The organism is Geodermatophilus sp. DSM 45219 (assembly GCF_900104025.1).
Taxonomy (GTDB): Bacteria; Actinomycetota; Actinomycetes; order Mycobacteriales; family Geodermatophilaceae; genus Geodermatophilus.
This window is the reverse complement of record NZ_FNIQ01000002.1, coordinates 597525-613234: the sequence shown is the minus strand read 5'-3', so window position 1 is coordinate 613234 and position 15710 is coordinate 597525. Positions and strand designations below refer to the sequence as shown.

Annotated in this window: 17 protein-coding genes; 12 read left to right on the top strand and 5 right to left on the bottom strand. The window is 75.9% G+C overall.

All coding sequences use genetic code 11. The annotated features are described in order from the left end of the window. The first annotated feature begins 18 nt into the window (after positions 1–18). Positions 19–840, top strand: a complete 822-nt coding sequence (locus BLR12_RS07945; protein ID WP_255363361.1) for an HDOD domain-containing protein — start codon at positions 19–21, stop codon at positions 838–840. 84 nt (positions 841–924) lie between these two features. On the opposite strand, the gene BLR12_RS07940 is transcribed toward BLR12_RS07945, so the two are convergent. Together BLR12_RS07940 and BLR12_RS07935 are read right to left on the bottom strand one after the other, a co-directional pair. After that, positions 925–2079 carry an acyl-CoA dehydrogenase family protein gene (locus tag BLR12_RS07940; RefSeq protein WP_091375877.1) on the bottom strand — a complete coding sequence of 385 codons (1155 nt, stop codon included), beginning with the start codon at positions 2077–2079 and terminating at the stop codon, positions 925–927. A gap of 7 nt (positions 2080–2086) precedes the next feature. Beyond that, positions 2087–3262 (bottom strand): acyl-CoA dehydrogenase family protein, encoded by a 1176-nt coding sequence (locus tag BLR12_RS07935; protein ID WP_091375874.1) that lies wholly within the window; start codon positions 3260–3262, stop codon positions 2087–2089. Between the two features lie 265 nt (positions 3263–3527). On the opposite strand from BLR12_RS07935, the gene BLR12_RS07930 reads away from it, so the two are divergent. The 3 genes from BLR12_RS07930 to BLR12_RS07920 all read left to right on the top strand — a co-directional run bounded on the left by BLR12_RS07930 (position 3528) and on the right by BLR12_RS07920 (position 5222). Continuing rightward, positions 3528–3908, top strand: coding sequence for a TFIIB-type zinc ribbon-containing protein (locus BLR12_RS07930; protein ID WP_091375871.1), 381 nt, complete (start codon positions 3528–3530; stop codon positions 3906–3908). An 88-nt stretch (positions 3909–3996) separates the two neighbouring features. Then, on the top strand, positions 3997–4821 hold the full coding sequence (locus tag BLR12_RS07925) for a hypothetical protein (RefSeq protein ID WP_091375868.1): 825 nt from the start codon (positions 3997–3999) through the stop codon (positions 4819–4821). A 95-nt stretch (positions 4822–4916) separates the two neighbouring features. Continuing rightward, entirely contained in the window at positions 4917–5222 is a 306-nt protein-coding gene (locus tag BLR12_RS07920; RefSeq protein ID WP_091375865.1) for a hypothetical protein, read from the top strand. A gap of 410 nt (positions 5223–5632) precedes the next feature. On the opposite strand, the gene BLR12_RS07915 is transcribed toward BLR12_RS07920, so the two are convergent. The 3 genes from BLR12_RS07915 to BLR12_RS07905 form a co-directional block, all read right to left on the bottom strand. Then, a complete protein-coding gene (locus BLR12_RS07915; RefSeq protein WP_091375863.1) occupies positions 5633–5839 on the bottom strand; it encodes a hypothetical protein in 207 nt (68 codons plus the stop codon). Between the two features lie 131 nt (positions 5840–5970). Next, positions 5971–7140, bottom strand: a complete 1170-nt coding sequence (locus tag BLR12_RS07910; RefSeq protein WP_091375860.1) for a 4-hydroxybenzoate 3-monooxygenase — start codon at positions 7138–7140, stop codon at positions 5971–5973. Positions 7141–7190: 50 nt separating this feature from the next. Continuing rightward, positions 7191–7934 (bottom strand): IclR family transcriptional regulator, encoded by a 744-nt coding sequence (locus BLR12_RS07905; RefSeq protein WP_255363360.1) that lies wholly within the window; start codon positions 7932–7934, stop codon positions 7191–7193. A 261-nt stretch (positions 7935–8195) separates the two neighbouring features. Between BLR12_RS07905 and BLR12_RS07900 the strand changes: the two genes are divergently transcribed. The 8 genes from BLR12_RS07900 (at position 8196) to pcaC (ending at position 15710) form a co-directional block, all read left to right on the top strand. Next, positions 8196–9053 (top strand): acetoacetate decarboxylase family protein, encoded by an 858-nt coding sequence (locus tag BLR12_RS07900; RefSeq protein ID WP_176832411.1) that lies wholly within the window; start codon positions 8196–8198, stop codon positions 9051–9053. Between the two features lie 117 nt (positions 9054–9170). Continuing rightward, the gene (locus BLR12_RS07895; RefSeq protein WP_091375848.1) at positions 9171–10049 is read left to right on the top strand and encodes a hypothetical protein; all 879 of its coding nucleotides are present in this window, start codon (positions 9171–9173) and stop codon (positions 10047–10049) included. A 23-nt stretch (positions 10050–10072) separates the two neighbouring features. After that, positions 10073–11740 carry an NAD(P)/FAD-dependent oxidoreductase gene (locus BLR12_RS07890; RefSeq protein ID WP_091375845.1) on the top strand — a complete coding sequence of 556 codons (1668 nt, stop codon included), beginning with the start codon at positions 10073–10075 and terminating at the stop codon, positions 11738–11740. A gap of 86 nt (positions 11741–11826) precedes the next feature. Then, a complete protein-coding gene (gene pcaH, locus BLR12_RS07885) occupies positions 11827–12573 on the top strand; it encodes a protocatechuate 3,4-dioxygenase subunit beta (RefSeq protein ID WP_091375843.1) in 747 nt (248 codons plus the stop codon). Beyond that, positions 12570–13220, top strand: a complete 651-nt coding sequence (gene pcaG / locus BLR12_RS07880) for a protocatechuate 3,4-dioxygenase subunit alpha (RefSeq protein ID WP_176832410.1) — start codon at positions 12570–12572, stop codon at positions 13218–13220. The genes pcaH and pcaG overlap by 4 nt, the downstream gene beginning before the upstream one ends. Continuing rightward, complete coding sequence (gene pcaB, locus BLR12_RS07875; protein ID WP_091375840.1) at positions 13217–14542, top strand: 3-carboxy-cis,cis-muconate cycloisomerase; 1326 nt, start codon at positions 13217–13219, stop codon at positions 14540–14542. Before pcaG ends, pcaB begins: the two co-directional genes overlap by 4 nt. Beyond that, a complete protein-coding gene (pcaD, locus tag BLR12_RS07870; RefSeq protein WP_091375837.1) occupies positions 14539–15318 on the top strand; it encodes a 3-oxoadipate enol-lactonase in 780 nt (259 codons plus the stop codon). Before pcaB ends, pcaD begins: the two co-directional genes overlap by 4 nt. After that, positions 15315–15710: a 4-carboxymuconolactone decarboxylase gene (gene pcaC, locus BLR12_RS07865; protein ID WP_255363359.1), complete on the top strand. Its 396-nt coding sequence runs from the start codon at positions 15315–15317 to the stop codon at positions 15708–15710. The genes pcaD and pcaC overlap by 4 nt, the downstream gene beginning before the upstream one ends.

The window sequence follows — 15710 nt, the reverse complement described above, 5'->3', positions numbered from 1 at the left end:
CTCCTCCCGGGAGCGCCCGTGCCCACGACCCTGGCCGCCGCGCCGGCCTTCGACCTCGAGGCCGTGCTCGCCAGCATCGACACGATGGCCGCGCAGAAGCCGGTCGCCGCGCAGATCGTCTCGATCGCCAACTCCGACGACACCGACGCGCGCACGCTGGCGCAGACGCTGGCCTCCGACGTCGCGCTGGCCGGCCGGGTGATGAAGCTGGCCAACTCCGCGTACTTCGGCATGCGCGGGCGGGTCACCTCGCTGCAGTTCGCGGTGACCGTCGTCGGCTTCACCACGGTGCGCACCATGGCCACCGTCGCGCTCACCGACCTGGACGACGAGTCGCGGCTGCCCGCCGACTTCTGGCGGATGAGCACCTGCGTCGCGCTCGGCGCCTCCACGCTGGCCCCGCGCTTCGGCGAGCGGCCGCAGGACGCGCTGTGCCTGGGCCTGCTGGCCCCGCTGGGCGTGGCGCTGCTGCACCACAACGACTCCGACGGCTACGCCGAGCTGGCCGCCGCCGAGCCCACCGCCGTCGGGCTGCGCGCCGCCGAGGTCCGCCGCTACGGCATCCACGCCTTCCGGCTGACCGCGGTGGCGCTGGAGCAGTGGGGCTTCCCGCCGAGCATGGTCACCCCGCTGAGCGCCGTCGACGACCTGGCCGGCGTGGACGGCGCGCTGCTGCGGGTGGCGCTGGAGCTCGCCGCGCGGCTGACCGTCGAGGACCACGTGCCGGTGCCGGTGGAGGAGCTCACCAGCGGCCAGCTGCGCGAGGACGCCGTGCCCCCGGTGCTGGACAAGGTGCGCGCCGAGGCCGACGAGCTGCGCCTGGCGATGCTGGGCGAGTAGGAGGACCCCCGGCCCCCACCGCTCGCAGGCTCGCGGCGGGCCCCTGCCGGGGGGCCGCCGCGAGCCAGCGAGGGAGGTCCGCGTCTAGGGCGTGTAGGGCGCGCCGAGCGGGTCGACGGTCTCGTGCCCGCGCACGTCCGCCGCGAGGCGGGACAGCGCCCAGTCCCCGTCACCGAGGACGTGGTCGATCGCGGTCAGCCGGCTGGTGTGGTGGCCGACGGTGTACTCCGCGGTCACCCCGATCCCGCCGTGCAGCTGGATGGCCTCCTTGCCGATGTGCCGGCCGGCGCGGCTGGTCTGCAGCCGGGCGCGGTCGGCTGCGGCGATGACGTCCCCGCCGGCGTCGGACACCATCGACGCCCACAGCGCGGTGCTGCGGGCCAGCTCGAGGGAGACGTACATGTCCGCGGCGCGGAAGGTGAGCGCCTGGAACCGGTTGAGCGTCACGCCGAACTGCTTGCGGGTCCTGAGGTACTCGGCGGTGGTGCGCAGTGCCGTGTCCATCGACCCGATGGCCTCGTGGGCGTACGCGATGCGCGCCTCGGCGAGCACCCGCTCGATCTCCGCGGTGCGGTCGGCGCTGCCCGCACCGAGCAGCTCGGCCGGCGTGCCGTCGAACCGGACGTTGGCCGCGCGGCCGCCGTCGTGGGTGCGGTAGCCGGTGCGGGTCAGGCCGGAGGCGTCGCCGCGGACGAGGAACAGCGCCGTCCCGCCGCCGTCGACGACCGCGGACACGACGAGGACGTCGGCCCGCGCGCCGTTGAGCACCGGCTCCTTGACGCCGGTCACCGTCCACGAGCCGCCGTCCTGCGTGGCGGTGACGGCCGACGCCGACGGGCTCCAGCGGGTGCCGGGCTCGGCGTGCGCGACGGCGGCCAGCGTCGTCCCCTCGGCGATGCCGCCCAGGACCTCGGACCGCTGGGCGTCGGTGCCGGCGGCGGCGACCAGCCCACCGGCGAGGACGACGGCCTCGACGAACGGCTCGGGTGCCAGCACGCGGCCGATCTCCTCGGCGACGATCGCCACCTCGATCGGGCCGGCGCCCATGCCGCCGTGCTCCTCGGCGAAGGGCAGGCCCAGCAGGCCCATCTCGGCCAGCCGCGACCAGGTCTTCTCGTCGAAGCCCGGGTCGGTGCCGGTCACCCGGCGGCGCTGCTCGCCGTCGCCGTAGGCGCGCTCCAGCAGACCGCGCACGGCCTCGCGGAGGTCGTTCTGCTCACTGTCGAAGGTGAAGTCCACGGTTGCCTCAGAGCCCCAGGATCGTGCCGGCGATGATGGTGCGCTGCACCTCGTTGGAGCCTCCGTAGATGGAGACCTTGCGGTAGTTCAGGTACTCCGGCGTGGCCACGCGGGCCCAGTCGGGGACCTCGGAACCGCCGTCGGCGAACGAGGACAGCGAGAGCGGGCCGGCGAGGTCGACGACCAGCTCGGTGATGTCCTGCTGCAGCTCCGAACCGCGCAGCTTGAGCACCGAGGACGCCGGGTGCGGCTTGCCGTCGGCGGAGTGCGCCACCACGCGCAGCGCGGTGAGCTCCAGCGCCAGCAGCTCGTTCTCCAGCTCGGCGATGCGGTCGGCCGTCCGCGGGTCCTCGGCCAGCGGGCGGCCGCCGGCGGTGACCTGCTCCGCGAACGACTTGGCCTGCGCCAGCAGCCGCTTGGAGGCGCCGATGCGGGCGATCCCCACGCGCTCGTTGCCGAGCAGGAACTTCGCGTAGTCCCAGCCGCGGTTCTCCTCGCCGATGAGGTCCTCCGCCGGGACGCGGACGTCCTCGAAGAAGACCTCGTTGACCTCGTGCCCGCCGTCGATCAGCTGGATCGGACGCAGCGTGACGCCCGGGGTGTCCATCGGGAAGACCAGCAGCGAGATGCCGCGCTGCTTCTTCTCCGCGGTCGGGTCGGTGCGGACCAGGCAGAAGATCCAGTCGGCGTGCTGGCCCAGCGTCGTCCAGGTCTTCTGGCCGTTGACGACCCAGTCGTCGCCGTCGCGGACGGCGGTGGTGCGCAGGCTCGCCAGGTCCGAGCCGGCGTCGGGCTCGGAGAAGCCCTGGCACCACCAGATGTCGATGTTCGCCGTCCTCGGCAGGAAGCGCTCCTTCTGCTCCTGGTTGCCGAAGGCCGCGATGACCGGGCCGATCATGCTGGCGTTGAAGGGCAGCGGCTCGGGGACGCAGGCCAGCTGCATCTCCTCGCGCCAGATGTGCATCTGCAGCGGCGTCCAGCCCCGCCCACCCCACTCCACGGGCCAGTGCGGCACGGCCAGGCCCGCGGCGTTGAGCGTCCGCATGGCCTGGACGTACTGGTCCTTGGTCAGGTCCCGGCGGGCCGCGACGGTGTCGCGGATCTCCTGCGGCACCTGGGTGGTGAAGAACGTGCGCATCTCCTCCCGGAAGGCCTCCAGCTCCGGGGACAGTTGCAACCGCATCGGGCCTCTCTCCTGACGGCGGTGGAGTCGCCGTCTCGCAGGGTGGGAGACCGACGATCCCACACTTGCTACCGACGGGTAGCCCCCGGGGCGCAGGCGTCTGCGGCGTGTCGGTCGCTGGCGCCGGGGCACCCCGTCGGTGGGCGCGGATGCGCAGTTCTCGGGTCGCTCCCTGCGCATCCGCGCACACCGTCGCCGGTGCGGACGCCGGGTCGGGCCGGAGGACGCGGGGGAACGCGCGTGGTGCGCCGGCCGTTGCCCGGCCATGGAGCTGACCTGTCCCAAGTGCCACGGCGCGATGCGCACCTACGAGCGCAACGGGGTGCACGTCGACCAGTGCGCCGAGTGCCGCGGCATCTTCCTCGACCGCGGTGAGCTGGAGCGGCTGATCGACGCCGAGACCGCCTGGCACGACGGCGGCCGGTCGTCCGCGGCGGCGTCCGGCCCGTCCTCCTCGGGGCAGGCGGTGCACGGCGGGTCGGGTCACGGGTCGGCCGGGTACGGCGCCGCCGGGACGGGTGCCGGCGGGCTGGGTGCCGTGGTCGGCGAGGTGCTCAACCAGGTGTCGAAGAAGCAGGGGCACTCCTCCGGCTACGGGCACCCGGGCAAGCGCAAGCAGTCGTTCCTGGGCGAGCTGTTCGGCTGAGGGAGGACCCCTCCGCTCCCCAGCCCTGGCAGGCTCGCGACGGGCCCCTGCGGAGGAGCCGTTCCAGTGGGTCACGGAGGCTGGGGGCGTGTTCGACGTCGACTGGATGGGCCAGCTGGGCCGCGAGGTGCTGCGGGAGCGGCTGCCCGCGCTGATCGCCGAGGCCTGCGCGTGGAGCGTGGGCCTGTCCGACCGTCCGCACCACGAACGGCGCCGCGGGCGGCTGGCCGAGACCGGCGGCACCATCGGCGACCGGATCGCCCGGGGCCAGCCGGTGTCGGGCGAGGAGGACGGCCGGCTCGACCTCGGCGACGCCCGGCCGGGCAGCTTCCGCGACGTGCTCAACGCCGTGGACGCCGCGGGTGTGGTCCACGCCGACCGCTTCGACCGGGAGGTGCTCGAACCGTTCGTGCTGGCCACCTGCGTGCTGGCCGCGGAGCGCGCGCGGGCGACCCGGCCGGCGGAGTGGGCCGAGCTGCTCGACGACCTCGGGGAGGACGGCGGCGACCTGGTCGGCGTCGTCCGCGCGGGGGAGTGGGAGGCCGCTCTGCGGACCGAGGCCGAGCACCTGGTGCTGGCCGCGCTCGCCGACGTCCCGCTGCTGGAGGTGGAGGCCGAGGGGCTGCCGCTGTCCCTGGTGCGGGCGGCCGAGGCGCTGACCCGCGAGGCGGCCGCACCGCCGCCGTCCGCACCGTCCGGCGCGGACCCGGCCGCGTCGGGTGCGGTCTTCCTCGCCCGGGCCGCGCTCAGCGGGTTCGACGAGCCGGTCCCGCCTGTCCAGGCGGACCGGGTGCTCGCCGCGCTGCTGGCGGAGGGCATCGAGCCCGACGAGCTGCCCGCCGTCCTGCCGCACCTGCCGCTCGCGCCCGGCACCGCGGACGCCGTCCTCACCCTGCTCGACACCGGCCGCTAGGTGCCTTCCGCGCGCGGAAGGCACCTGGGCACCGCCCTCGCGCCGGGGTGCCCGCGTAGGTCACGATGGACCGTGCCTGGGGGACGGAGGACGCGATGACCGATCAGCAGCCGGTCGAGCCCGACGCGATCATCGGGAGGGACGGGACCGCGGTCCCGGGAGGTCGCGGCGTGGCGCCGCAGCCGCTGCCCTCGCTGGTCCCGGCGCTCGCGCGCCTGGCGATCGCCGGGCCGCTGCTCACCGTCTCGGCGGTCGCGCTCACCGCGGCCGCGGCCGCCAAGGCGATCGAGCTGGCCGGCCGGATGGCGCGGCAGCGGGTGGGTGCCGACGCGGGAACGCAGCTGCTCCCCGGCGGGCTCGAGGTCACCTGGACCAGGGTCGAGGTCCGCTGGCACCCCTGAGCGGCTCCGCGAGCGGCCACCTCCCCGAACCCCCGGGCGCAGCAGTCGGGTGGAGCAGCGCGGCCGGCACCGCCGCGGCGGTGCTGGCCCTCCTGGACGCCGGCCGCTGACGCCGGGGGCGCCTTCGGTGGCCGGTGCACCCGCTCACCCGTGCCGGAGGTGGTGGTCCCAGCTGCCGCTCTGCGCCGGCAGCGCGTGCCCGCCGCCGGCCGGGCAGGAGCCCGCGGCTCCACCACCCGCGGAGAAGAGACCCTGGCCCCTGGAGCACCAGGGCCAGTCGGTCGAGGTCGTCGACCCGCGTCACCGACCGGGGAGTGCCTTTCGCGCGCGGAAAGCCCCCAGGGCCTCTCCTGCCGGTCCCGGGCCCGTCGGCTGGCCGGCGTCCGGCCGCTGCCACAGGGGGCGGGGGGTCAGCAGTCGAGGCCGAGGATCGCTCTGGCGTGCTCCCACCAACCGCGGTCGAGGCGGCATGGCCGGAGCGGGGCGGCGAGGGCCTCGGTGGACTCCGTGACCGCGGCCGAGGCCGGGGCGACGGGGGCAGCGCCGGCCGGGGTCGGTGCCAGGACGCCGGCAGCGACCCCGGTGAACACCGAGAGGGCGACGAGGGACGTGCGCATGGGACCTCCGGAGCTGGCGCCGCGTCCATGGTGGCTGGTCCCGGGGGCCGGCCGCAACGGTGGCGAGGCGATCCAGGCGGCTGGCCGGATCGCTCCACCGACGTGCTCCGCGGAGATCCCCGGGACAGGCGCTACGACCCGAGGGGCAGGCCGGTGTAGTTCTCCGCCAGCTCGCGCGCGGCGGTCTCCGACGAGCACACGCGGCGCAGCTGGGCGAGCTGCAGCTGGGCGTCGAAGTCGTCGCCGGAGCGGTGCAGCATCGAGGTCATCCACCACGAGAAGTGGGTGCACCGCCAGACGCGGGCCAGCGCCCGGTCGGAGTAGGAGTCGACCAGGTCGGTCTCCTTGTCCTGCAGCAGCCGCACCAGTGCCTGGGCGAGCAGGGTGACGTCGGCGACGGCGAGGTTGAGGCCCTTGGCGCCGGTCGGCGGGACGATGTGCGCGGCGTCCCCGGCGAGGAAGAGCCGGCCGCGGCGCATCGGGGCGCTGACGAACGAGCGCATCGGCAGGATCGACTTCTCGGTCACCGGGCCGCGGTTGACCGACCAGCCCTCCAGCGCCATGCGGGTGTCGAGGGCGTCCCAGATCCGCTCGTCGGACCAGTCCTCGATCCGCTCCGACGGATCGACCTGCAGGTAGAGGCGCGACACCGAGGGTGAGCGCATCGAGTAGAGCGCGAACCCCTCGGGGTGCCAGGCGTAGACCAGCTCGTCGGTGGCGGGGGTGGCGTCGGCGAGGATGCCCAGCCAGGCGTAGGGATACGTGCGCTCCCACACCCGGCCGCCGGCCTCCTGCACCGTGGCCCGCGAGGGCCCGTGGAAGCCGTCGGTACCGGCGACGACGTCGCACTCGAGCACCTGGGGCGCGCCTGCCGCATCGGTGAACCGGATGCGCGGGCTGTCGGTGTCGACGCCCTCCGGCTGCACGTCGGAGACCTCGAACAGCAGCGGCGGGCCGCCGTCCAGCTGAGCGGCGACGAGGTCCTTGACCACCTCGGTCTGCCCGTAGACCCACACGCTCCGCCCGCACAGCGACGGGAAGTCCAGCGTGTGCCGGGTGCCCGGGTACTGCAGGTGGATGCCGGAGTGCTCCAGCCCCTGCCGGTGCAGCCGGTCGCCGAGCCCGGCGGCCGTCAGCGTGTCGACGGTGTGCTGCTCGAGGATGCCGGCGCGGACGCGGGCCTCCACGTAGTCCCGCGACCGGTTCTCCAGGACGACGGAGTCGATGCCCTGCAGCGCGAGCAGCCGCGACAGCAGCAGGCCGGCCGGGCCGGCGCCGATGATCCCCACCTGAGTGCGCACGCGTCGAGTGTGACCGTGGCCACGTCCCCGTGGGAACCGCCGGCTCCCGCTCAGTGGAAGGCGTGCACCCGCGACAGCTCACGGCCGATCCCCCGCGCGGCGACCTCGAGGACGGGCACCAGCCGCAGCAGGTCGCGCCGGTGACTGGGGACGACGACGCCGAGCGCCGCGACGACCGCCGGTCCGGCCGGCCGCTCCACCCGCACCGGGACGGCGAGCGACAGCGTGCCCAGCGACATCTCCTCGGCGGTGCGCGCGTACCCGCGGCGGCGCACCTCGGCGAGCTCCCGGCGCAGCCGCGCGGGGGCGACGACGGTGTGCCGGGTCTCGCGGGTGGGGGCCCGCAGGACGGCGTCGACCACGTCGTCGGGTGCGGCGGCCAGCAGCACCTTGCCCACGCCGGTGGCGTGCAGCGGCAGCCGGCTGCCCACCTGGCTGACCACCGGCACCGACTCGCGGCCGGACACCCGCTCGACGTAGAGCGCGCTGCGGCCCTCCCGGACGGCGAGGTGCACGGTGTCGCGGGTCGCGGTGTGCACGTCGAGCAGGAACGGGGTGGCCACCTGGCGCAGCTCGAGCTGGACGGGGGCGAGCAGGCCGAGGTCCCACAGCTTGCGGCCGATCTCGTAGCGCCCGTCGGGGCGGCGGCGCAGCGCCCCCCAGGCGGTCAGCTCGCCGAGCAGCCGGTGCGCGGTCGACAGCGGCGTGCCGGAGCGCTCGGCGATCTCCGACAGCGTGAGCCGCGGGGCGGTGCTGTCGAACGCGTCGAGCACCTGCAGGGCCCGTGAGGTCACCGACCGCCCGCCCGTTCCGGCCCGACCCGCCATGCGGCCAGCCTCCCACTCAGCGGAAGGAATCGTACGGTGACCGGCCGTGGCCCCCGGGAACGGACCGCAGCCGGGGGACCTCGGACCCTCGCCGGACGGCCCGCCGCGTCGTGTGCTGAGCCGGCCGGACGGCGTCACGACGTGCCCGTCGGGTCGCGCTGTGCCCCGTGCAGGGAGGACCGGATGACCGTGCCGAGCCAGCAGGAGCCGGGCTATGAGGACGGTCGGATGGGTCTGCCCCTCCTCTACCACGACGCCGAGGTGGCCAGCTCCTACCACACGGCCTCGTACGCGGCCGTGGCGGCGGCACTGCCGGGCGACCTGCTGCGGCCGTTGCGCTGGCGGGGCGGCCGGACGCTGGTCTCGGTCCACGCCTTCCGCTACCGGACCGTCACCTGGACCGCTCCCGACGGCGGGACCCGCACGCTGGCTCCGTACGGCGAGGTGGGGGTGACGGCCGGCGTGGTGGGCGGGCCGGCGCTGCGCGGCCGGCCGCGGGCCGGGCGTGCCGTGGGCGGTTTCGTGCTGTACCTCCCGGTGACCTCCCGGGAGGCCCGGGACGTGGGGTGGGAGCTGTGGGGCCTGCCGAAGTCCGTCGCCGACATGGACTTCCTCGACGCCCCGGACCGCCACCGGGTGCGGCTGTCCGAGGGCGGGACCGAGGTGCTGACGCACACGGTGCGCGTCCGGGGTCCGGCGCTGCTGGGCAGCCGGTCGCGGACCCTGTGGTCCACCCGAGGCGGGCAGCTGGTCGAGACGGTGGTCCCGGTGTTCGCGTGGTGGCAGGCCCGACCCGGCCCGGGCGCCGGTGAGCTGGTGCTGGGCGCCCACGCGGTGGCCGACGAGCTGCGCGGGCTGGAGCTCTCGCCGAGGCCGCTGGCCGCCTTCCGCGCCCTGGAGTACCGCTGCGCGCTGCCCGCCGGGCGGCCGGTCGCGCCCGTGGGGACGCGGCCGGGCCACCTCGGCGCCGACCGGGCGTTCGGCCGGTTCACCGTGGCCCACCCGGGCACCGCGCCCCTCGACCAGTACGCCGGCGGCACCACGGATCCGGAGTCGGGCCCGGCCCGGTCAGCAGCGCAGCGGTGACCGCCGCCGGCCCCTCCGGCGCCGCGCCGGCCGCAAAGCCGGTGACAGTGCCGCGGGGCGGTGGTTCGATGGCTGGGCACGACGACAGCACGGGGCCCGACGCACTCGGGAGTACTCGTGGACCGTGCCCCGACCGCCGTCGACACCCCGGCCGGCGTCCGCCGGCTGCTGCCGGCCATGTCCGCCCTGCTGGTCGCCTTCAGCGTGCTGACCGCGCTCGCGGTCGTCACGCTCTACGTGCTGGCGGACCGCACCGACCGCTCGTTCGCCTGGACCATCCACCCGCCGCTGACCGCGGCCTTCCTCGGCGCGGGCTACGCGGCCGGCTGCGTCCTCGTGGTGCTCTCGCTGCGGGACCCGGTGTGGGCGCACAGCCGGGTCCCGGTGCTGACCATCCTGCTGTTCACCGTCGCGACGCTCGCCGCCACGCTGCTGCACCTGGACCGGTTCCACCTGCAGCCGGAGTTCGCCGACCGGCCGCTGCTGGCCCGGGTCGCGGCCTGGTTCTGGCTGGCCGTCTACGTCGTCGTCCCCGTGTGCATGCTCGCGGTGCTGGTACCGCAGGAGCGGGCGCCGGGAGCCGACCCGCCCCCACGCCACCCGGTGCCGCCGGTGCTGCGCGCAGCGCTGGCGGTCGAGTCGGCGGTGCTGCTCGCGGTCGGCGCCGCGCTGTTCACCGTGCCGTCGACCGCTGCGGCGCTGTGGCCGTGGCAGCTGACCCCGTTGACCGCGCGGGTGGTGGCCGCGTGGCTCGTGGCCTTCGGCCTGGCGACGGCGTTGGCCGCGGCCGCCGGTGACCTGCGGCGGCTGCGGACGGCGGCGGTCGCCTACACCGTCTTCGGCGTCCTCGTGGCGCTGGCCGTGCTCCGCCATCCGGGCACGGTGGAGTGGGGCAGCCCCGCCGCGTGGGTCTTCGCGGTCCTCACGGTCGCGGTCGTCGCCACGGGCGCGGCCGGGTGGCGGATGGTCTCCGCGTCGGAGCGGCGGGCGCCGTGACCGAGGGATGCCGGGGAGCGCTGGTGGTCGTCACCCGGGACGACGGCGTGCGGACGACCACGACCCGTGAGCTGGAGCGCCGGTACGGCGCGGACTACCTCGTCTTCTCCTGCGACGACCCGGTCCGGGTGGACGAGGCGCTGACCGCTCGCGGCGACCCGCCGGTCGCCCTGCTCCTCGGCGGGCTGGGCGACGCCGACCCCGACGGGCTGCGCGTGCTCCGCGGCCTGCACGGCACCCACCCCGAGGCGATGGCCGTGGCGCTGGTCCGCTGGGGGGCGTGGGAGACGGCCCGGCCCATCTTCGAGGCGATCACGGTCGGGCAGCTGGACCGCTGGCTCTACGTCCCCCGGGGGCGCGCCGACGAGGAGTTCCACCACGCGGTCACCGAGGTCCTCGACGAGTGGTCCTCCCGGCAGGGCGGCGGGTTCGAGGCGGTGCGGATCATCGGGGACAGGTGGGATCCGCACGCCCAGCACCTGCGCGACCACCTCACCCGCAACCGCATCCCGCTGGGCTTCCACGAGGCCGGCTCGCCCACGGGACGGGAGCTGCTGGCCGAGCTGGGTCTCGAGCAGCCGCGGCTGCCCGTGGTGGTGGTGCGCTTCCGTCCCGAGCAGATCGTGCTGCAGGCGCCCAGCGACCTGCAGATGGCCGACGCCTTCGGCCTGTTCGACCCGCTGGACCCGACCGTCGTCCACGACGTCGCGGTCGTCGGTGCCGGGCCGGCGGGGCTCGGGGCCAGCGTCTACGCCGCGTCGGAGGGGTTGTCGGTGCTGCAGGTGGAGTGCGAGGCGGTCGGCGGTCAGGCGGGCACGAGCTCGCTGATCCGCAACTACCTCGGCTTCCCGACCGGCGTCAGCGGCAGCCGGCTCGCGGCGTCGGCCTACCAGCAGGCGTGGGCGTTCGGCACCTCCTTCTCCTTCATGCGCACCGCGCAGGCCCTGACGTCGGAGGACGGGCTGCACCGGCTCACGCTCAGCGACGGGGCCTCGGTGCTCGCGCGCACCGTGGTGGTGGCCGCGGGGGCCAGCTGGCGGCGGATCGGGGTGCCGGAGCTGGAGGCGTTCACCGGCCGGGGCGTCTTCTACGGCGCGGCGGTCAGCGAGGCCCCCGCCATGCGCGGGCGGCAGGTCTTCGTCGTCGGGGCCGGCAACTCGGCCGGGCAGGCGGCGGTGCACCTGTCGCGCTACGCCGACCGGGTCCACCTGCTGGTGCGCCGGGAGTCCCTGGTCGAGACGATGTCGGAGTACCTGATCCGTGAGCTGGTCGCGTTGCCGAACGTCGAGGTCCGGTACCGGGTCCAGGTGGTCGGCGGCCGGGGCGCCGACGTCCTGGAGAGGGTCGTGCTGCGCGACCTGGACACCGGCGCGGAGACCGAGGAGCCGGGCATGCTGTTCGTGATGATCGGCAGCGAGCCGCGCACCGGCTGGCTCGCCGGGGTGCTGGCCCGCGACCCCTGGGGGTTCCTGCTCACCGGCGCCGCGCTGACCGCAGGCGACGTCGACCCGGCCTGGCCCCTGCACCGGCCGCCGGCGCTGCTGGAGACCAGCACCCCGGGAGTGTTCGCCGCCGGGGACGTGCGCCAGGGTTCGGTCAAGCGGGTTGCCTCCGCCGTCGGTGAGGGCGCGCTGGCGGTGACGCTGGTGCACGCGTACCTCGCCGCCGGACGCGACCGGCCGGGGCGGTGACGGGGGCGGCCCCCACGGGTGCGGTCTCCCACTGGCCGGAAGTCCCGGCTTGGGCAGGGCAGCCCTCCGGCCCTACGGTCCTGGACATGACCGGGACCACATCGCAGGGCGGGCTGGTCCTGCCGGGGTACGTGCGCGAGGACGCCGCCCTGCGCACCCCCGTCGGCTTCCCCGAGTACCGGAGCACGGCACTGCGCGCGCCGCTGCGGACGCCGGTCGACCTGCCGCACCGGCTCACCGAGATCACCGGCCCGGTGCTCGGCGAGGACCGGGTGCTGCCCCACGACGCCGACCTGACGCTGCGCAACGGCGGTGAGGCGATCGGCCAGCGGATCCTCGTGTACGGCCGCGTGCTCGACAGCGACGGGCGGCCGGTGCCCGACGCGCTGGTCGAGGTGTGGCAGGCCAACGCCGCCGGCCGCTACCGGCACGTGGTCGACACCTGGCCGGCGCCGCTCGACCCGCACTTCGACGGGCTGGGCCGGGTGGTCACCGACAGCCTGGGCCGCTACGAGTTCATGACGGTCAAGCCCGGCGCTTACCCGTGGGGCAACCACCACAACGCCTGGCGCCCGGCGCACATCCACTTCAGCCTGTTCGGCCGGGCCTTCACCCAGCGGCTGGTCACGCAGATGTACTTCCCGGACGACCCGCTGTTCGGCCAGGACCCGATCTTCACCTCCATCCCCGCCGCGGCGCGCCACCGGGCGGTCAGCCGGTACTCCCTGGAGCGCACCCAGGACAACTGGGCGCTCGCCTTCGAGTGGGACGTCGTGCTCCGCGGCGCGGAGCAGACCCCGTTCGAGACCGACGACGACGGGGACGTCGCGTGAACCCGCTGGACGTCCCGCCGGACCCGGCCACCCCGTTCCAGCCGCGTTCCGGCCGGCGCGGCACCGGCTTCCTCACCGAGCCGTTCCGGCTGGGCACCACCCCGAGCGCGACCGTCGGGCCCTACCTGGCCATCGGCCTGACCTGGCCGGACGGCGCCTGGGCCGCCGCCGAGGGCACCGAGGGTGGCATCTGGATCCGCGGCCGGGTGTTCGACGGCGCGGGCGACCTCGTCCCCGACGCCATGATCGAGACCTGGCAGGCCGACCCGGACGGCCGCTTCCCGTCGCCCGAGGACCCCCGCGGCGCGGCGTCCCACCCCGGCTTCCGCGGGTACGCCCGCGTGCAGACGGTCGACCCCCCCGGCGAGTTCGGCCTCTTCACCCTCAAGCCCGGCCGGGTGCCCGACGGCGAGGGCGGCCTGCAGGCGCCGCACGTCGACGTCTCGCTGTTCGCCCGCGGCCTGCTCGACCGCGTCGTCACCCGCGTCTACTTCGCCGACGAGGCCGAGGCCAACGCGCAGGACGCCGTCCTCGCCGGTCTCCCCGAGGACCGCCGGCAGACGCTGATCGCGACGCCGACGGACGACGGCTACCGCCTCGACCTGCACCTGCAGGGCGACCGGGAGACGGTGTTCTTCGCCGTATGACGCTCTTCGACGGGACCTTCGCCCGCGGCGGGGCGGCGGCCGCCGTCTCCGACGACGCCTGGTTCCGGTCGCTGCTCGCCGTCGAGGCGGCCCTGGCGCGCGCGGCGGCCCGCACCGGCCTGGTGCCCGCCACGGCCGCCGACGCGGTCACCGCCGCCTGCGCGCACCCGGAGCGGCTCGACCTCGCCTCCGTGGTCGCGCGGGCGGCGGACGCCGGCAACCCGGTGCCGCCGCTGGTGCGCGTCCTGCAGGACGCGGTGGGGGAGCGGGACGCGGTCGCGGTCCACGTCGGCGCGACCAGTCAGGACGTCCTCGACACCGCCCTGCTGCTGCTGGCCCGGGACGCCGTCGCGGCCCTCGACGCCGACCTCGCCGCCGCGGCGGAGACCGCGGCGGGGCTGGCCCGCACCCACCGGGACGACGTCGTGGCCGGGCGCACGCTGATGCAGCAGGCGCTGCCCACGACCTTCGGGCTCAAGGCGGCCGGCTGGCTGGCCGGCCTGGACGGCGCGCGCCTCCGCCTCGCCGAGGTGGTCGCCGAGCTGCCGGTGCAGTACGGCGGCGCGGTCGGCACGCTGGCCGCCAGCGGCGGGGCAGGGGTCCCGCTGCGCGCGGCGCTGGCCGAGGAGCTGCAGCTGACGAGCACCGCCGTCCCGTGGTCCACCGTCCGGCTGCCGGTCGCGGACCTCGCCGGGGCGCTCGGTGCCGCCGCGGGTGTGGTCGCCACCGTCGCGGTCGACGTCGTGCTGCTCGCGCAGACCGAGGTCGGCGAGGTGGCCGAGGTCGCCGACGGGCGGGGCGGGTCGTCGGCGATGCCGCACAAGCGCAACCCGGTCGCCGCGATCTCCGCCCGGGCCTGCGCCCGCCGCGCGCCGGGGCTGGTCGCCACCCTGCTGTCGGCGATGGAGCAGGAGCACGAGCGCGCCGCCGGCGCCTGGCACAGCGAGTGGCCGGCCCTGACCGGGCTGCTCACCACCGTGGGGTCGGCGGCGTCCTGGCTGGCCGAGAGCCTGCGCGGGCTGCGGCCGGACACGGCGCGCATGGCCGCCACCGCCGCGGCGGCCGCCGAGGGCCCGCTCGCCGGCGCGCTCGCCGAGGCGCTGGCGCCGACCCTCGGTAGGGGCGCGGCGCACGACGCCGCGGCCGCCGCCGTCCGCGAGGCCCGTGACAGCGGCCGGCCACTCGCCGAGGTGGTGGCCGCCCGCACGGACGTCGACGTGCGCGCGGTGCTCACCGCCGGTACACCCGACGTGGGGGAGGCGGGCGCCCAGGTCGACGCCGCGCTCGCCGAGCACGCCGCACTGGTCGAAGGGGAGAAGTGACAGCCGTCGAGGTCTCGTACACCGAGGACGGGCCGGCCGACGCGCCGGTCGTCGTCCTGTCCAACTCACTGGGCGCCACCCGCGGCATGTGGGACCCGCAGGTGCCCGCGCTGGCCGAGCGCTTCCGGGTCGTCAGCTACGACACCCGGGGCCACGGCGAGTCGCCCGCGCCGGCCGGCCCGTACACCCTCGACGACCTGGTGGACGACGTCGTCGCGCTGCTGGACCGGCTGGGGGCGCGGCGGGCGCACGTCGTGGGGTTGTCGTTGGGCGGGATGACGGCGATGCGGCTGGCCGCCCGCGAGCCCGACCGGGTCGGCCGGCTGGTGGCCCTGGCCACCTCGGCGAAGCCCGATCCGCAGGGCTTCCTCGACCGGGCGGCCGCGGCCCGCTCCGGGGGGACGGCGCCGCTGGCGCCCACGGTGGTGAGCCGGTGGCTGACGCCGGCCCACGCGGCGGCGCACCCGGACCTCGTCGCCCGGCTGGAGGCGATGATCACGGCGGCCGACGACGAGGGTTACGCGCTGTGCTGCGAGGTGGTGGCCGCCGTGGACCTGCGCGAGGACCTGGCGCGGATCACCGCCCCGACGCTGGTGGTGTCGGGCGCCGAGGACCCGGCGCTGCCGCCGCCGCACCAGCAGCTGATCGCCGACGGGATCGCCGGGGCGTCGCTGGTGTCGGTGAGCCCGGGGGCACACCTGCCCAACCTGGAGTCGTCCCTGGAGGTCACCGGCGCGCTGCTGGGCCACCTCGACGCGGCCGGCGGCCACCTGTGACCTCCAGCGACGACCAGCAGCGGCGGGACGCCGGGATGCGCACCCGGCGCGAGGTGCTCGGCGACGCCTGGGTCGACCGCGCCGTGGCGAGGACGACGCCGTTCACCGCCGACTTCCAGGACTTCATCACCCGGGTCGCCTGGGGCGACGTCTGGCAGCGGCCCGGGCTGGCCCGCCGCGACCGCAGCCTGGTGACCCTGTCGATCACCATCGCGCTGCGCCACTGGGACGAGTTCGCGCTGCACGTGCGGGCTGCCAAGAACAACGGGCTGACCGACGAGGAGATCGCCGAGGTCATCCAGCACGCCGCCGTCTACGCCGGCGTGCCCGCGGCCAACCACGCCTTCACGGTCGCCGCGCCGATCCTCGAGGAGCTCCGCGGCCAGCAGTGA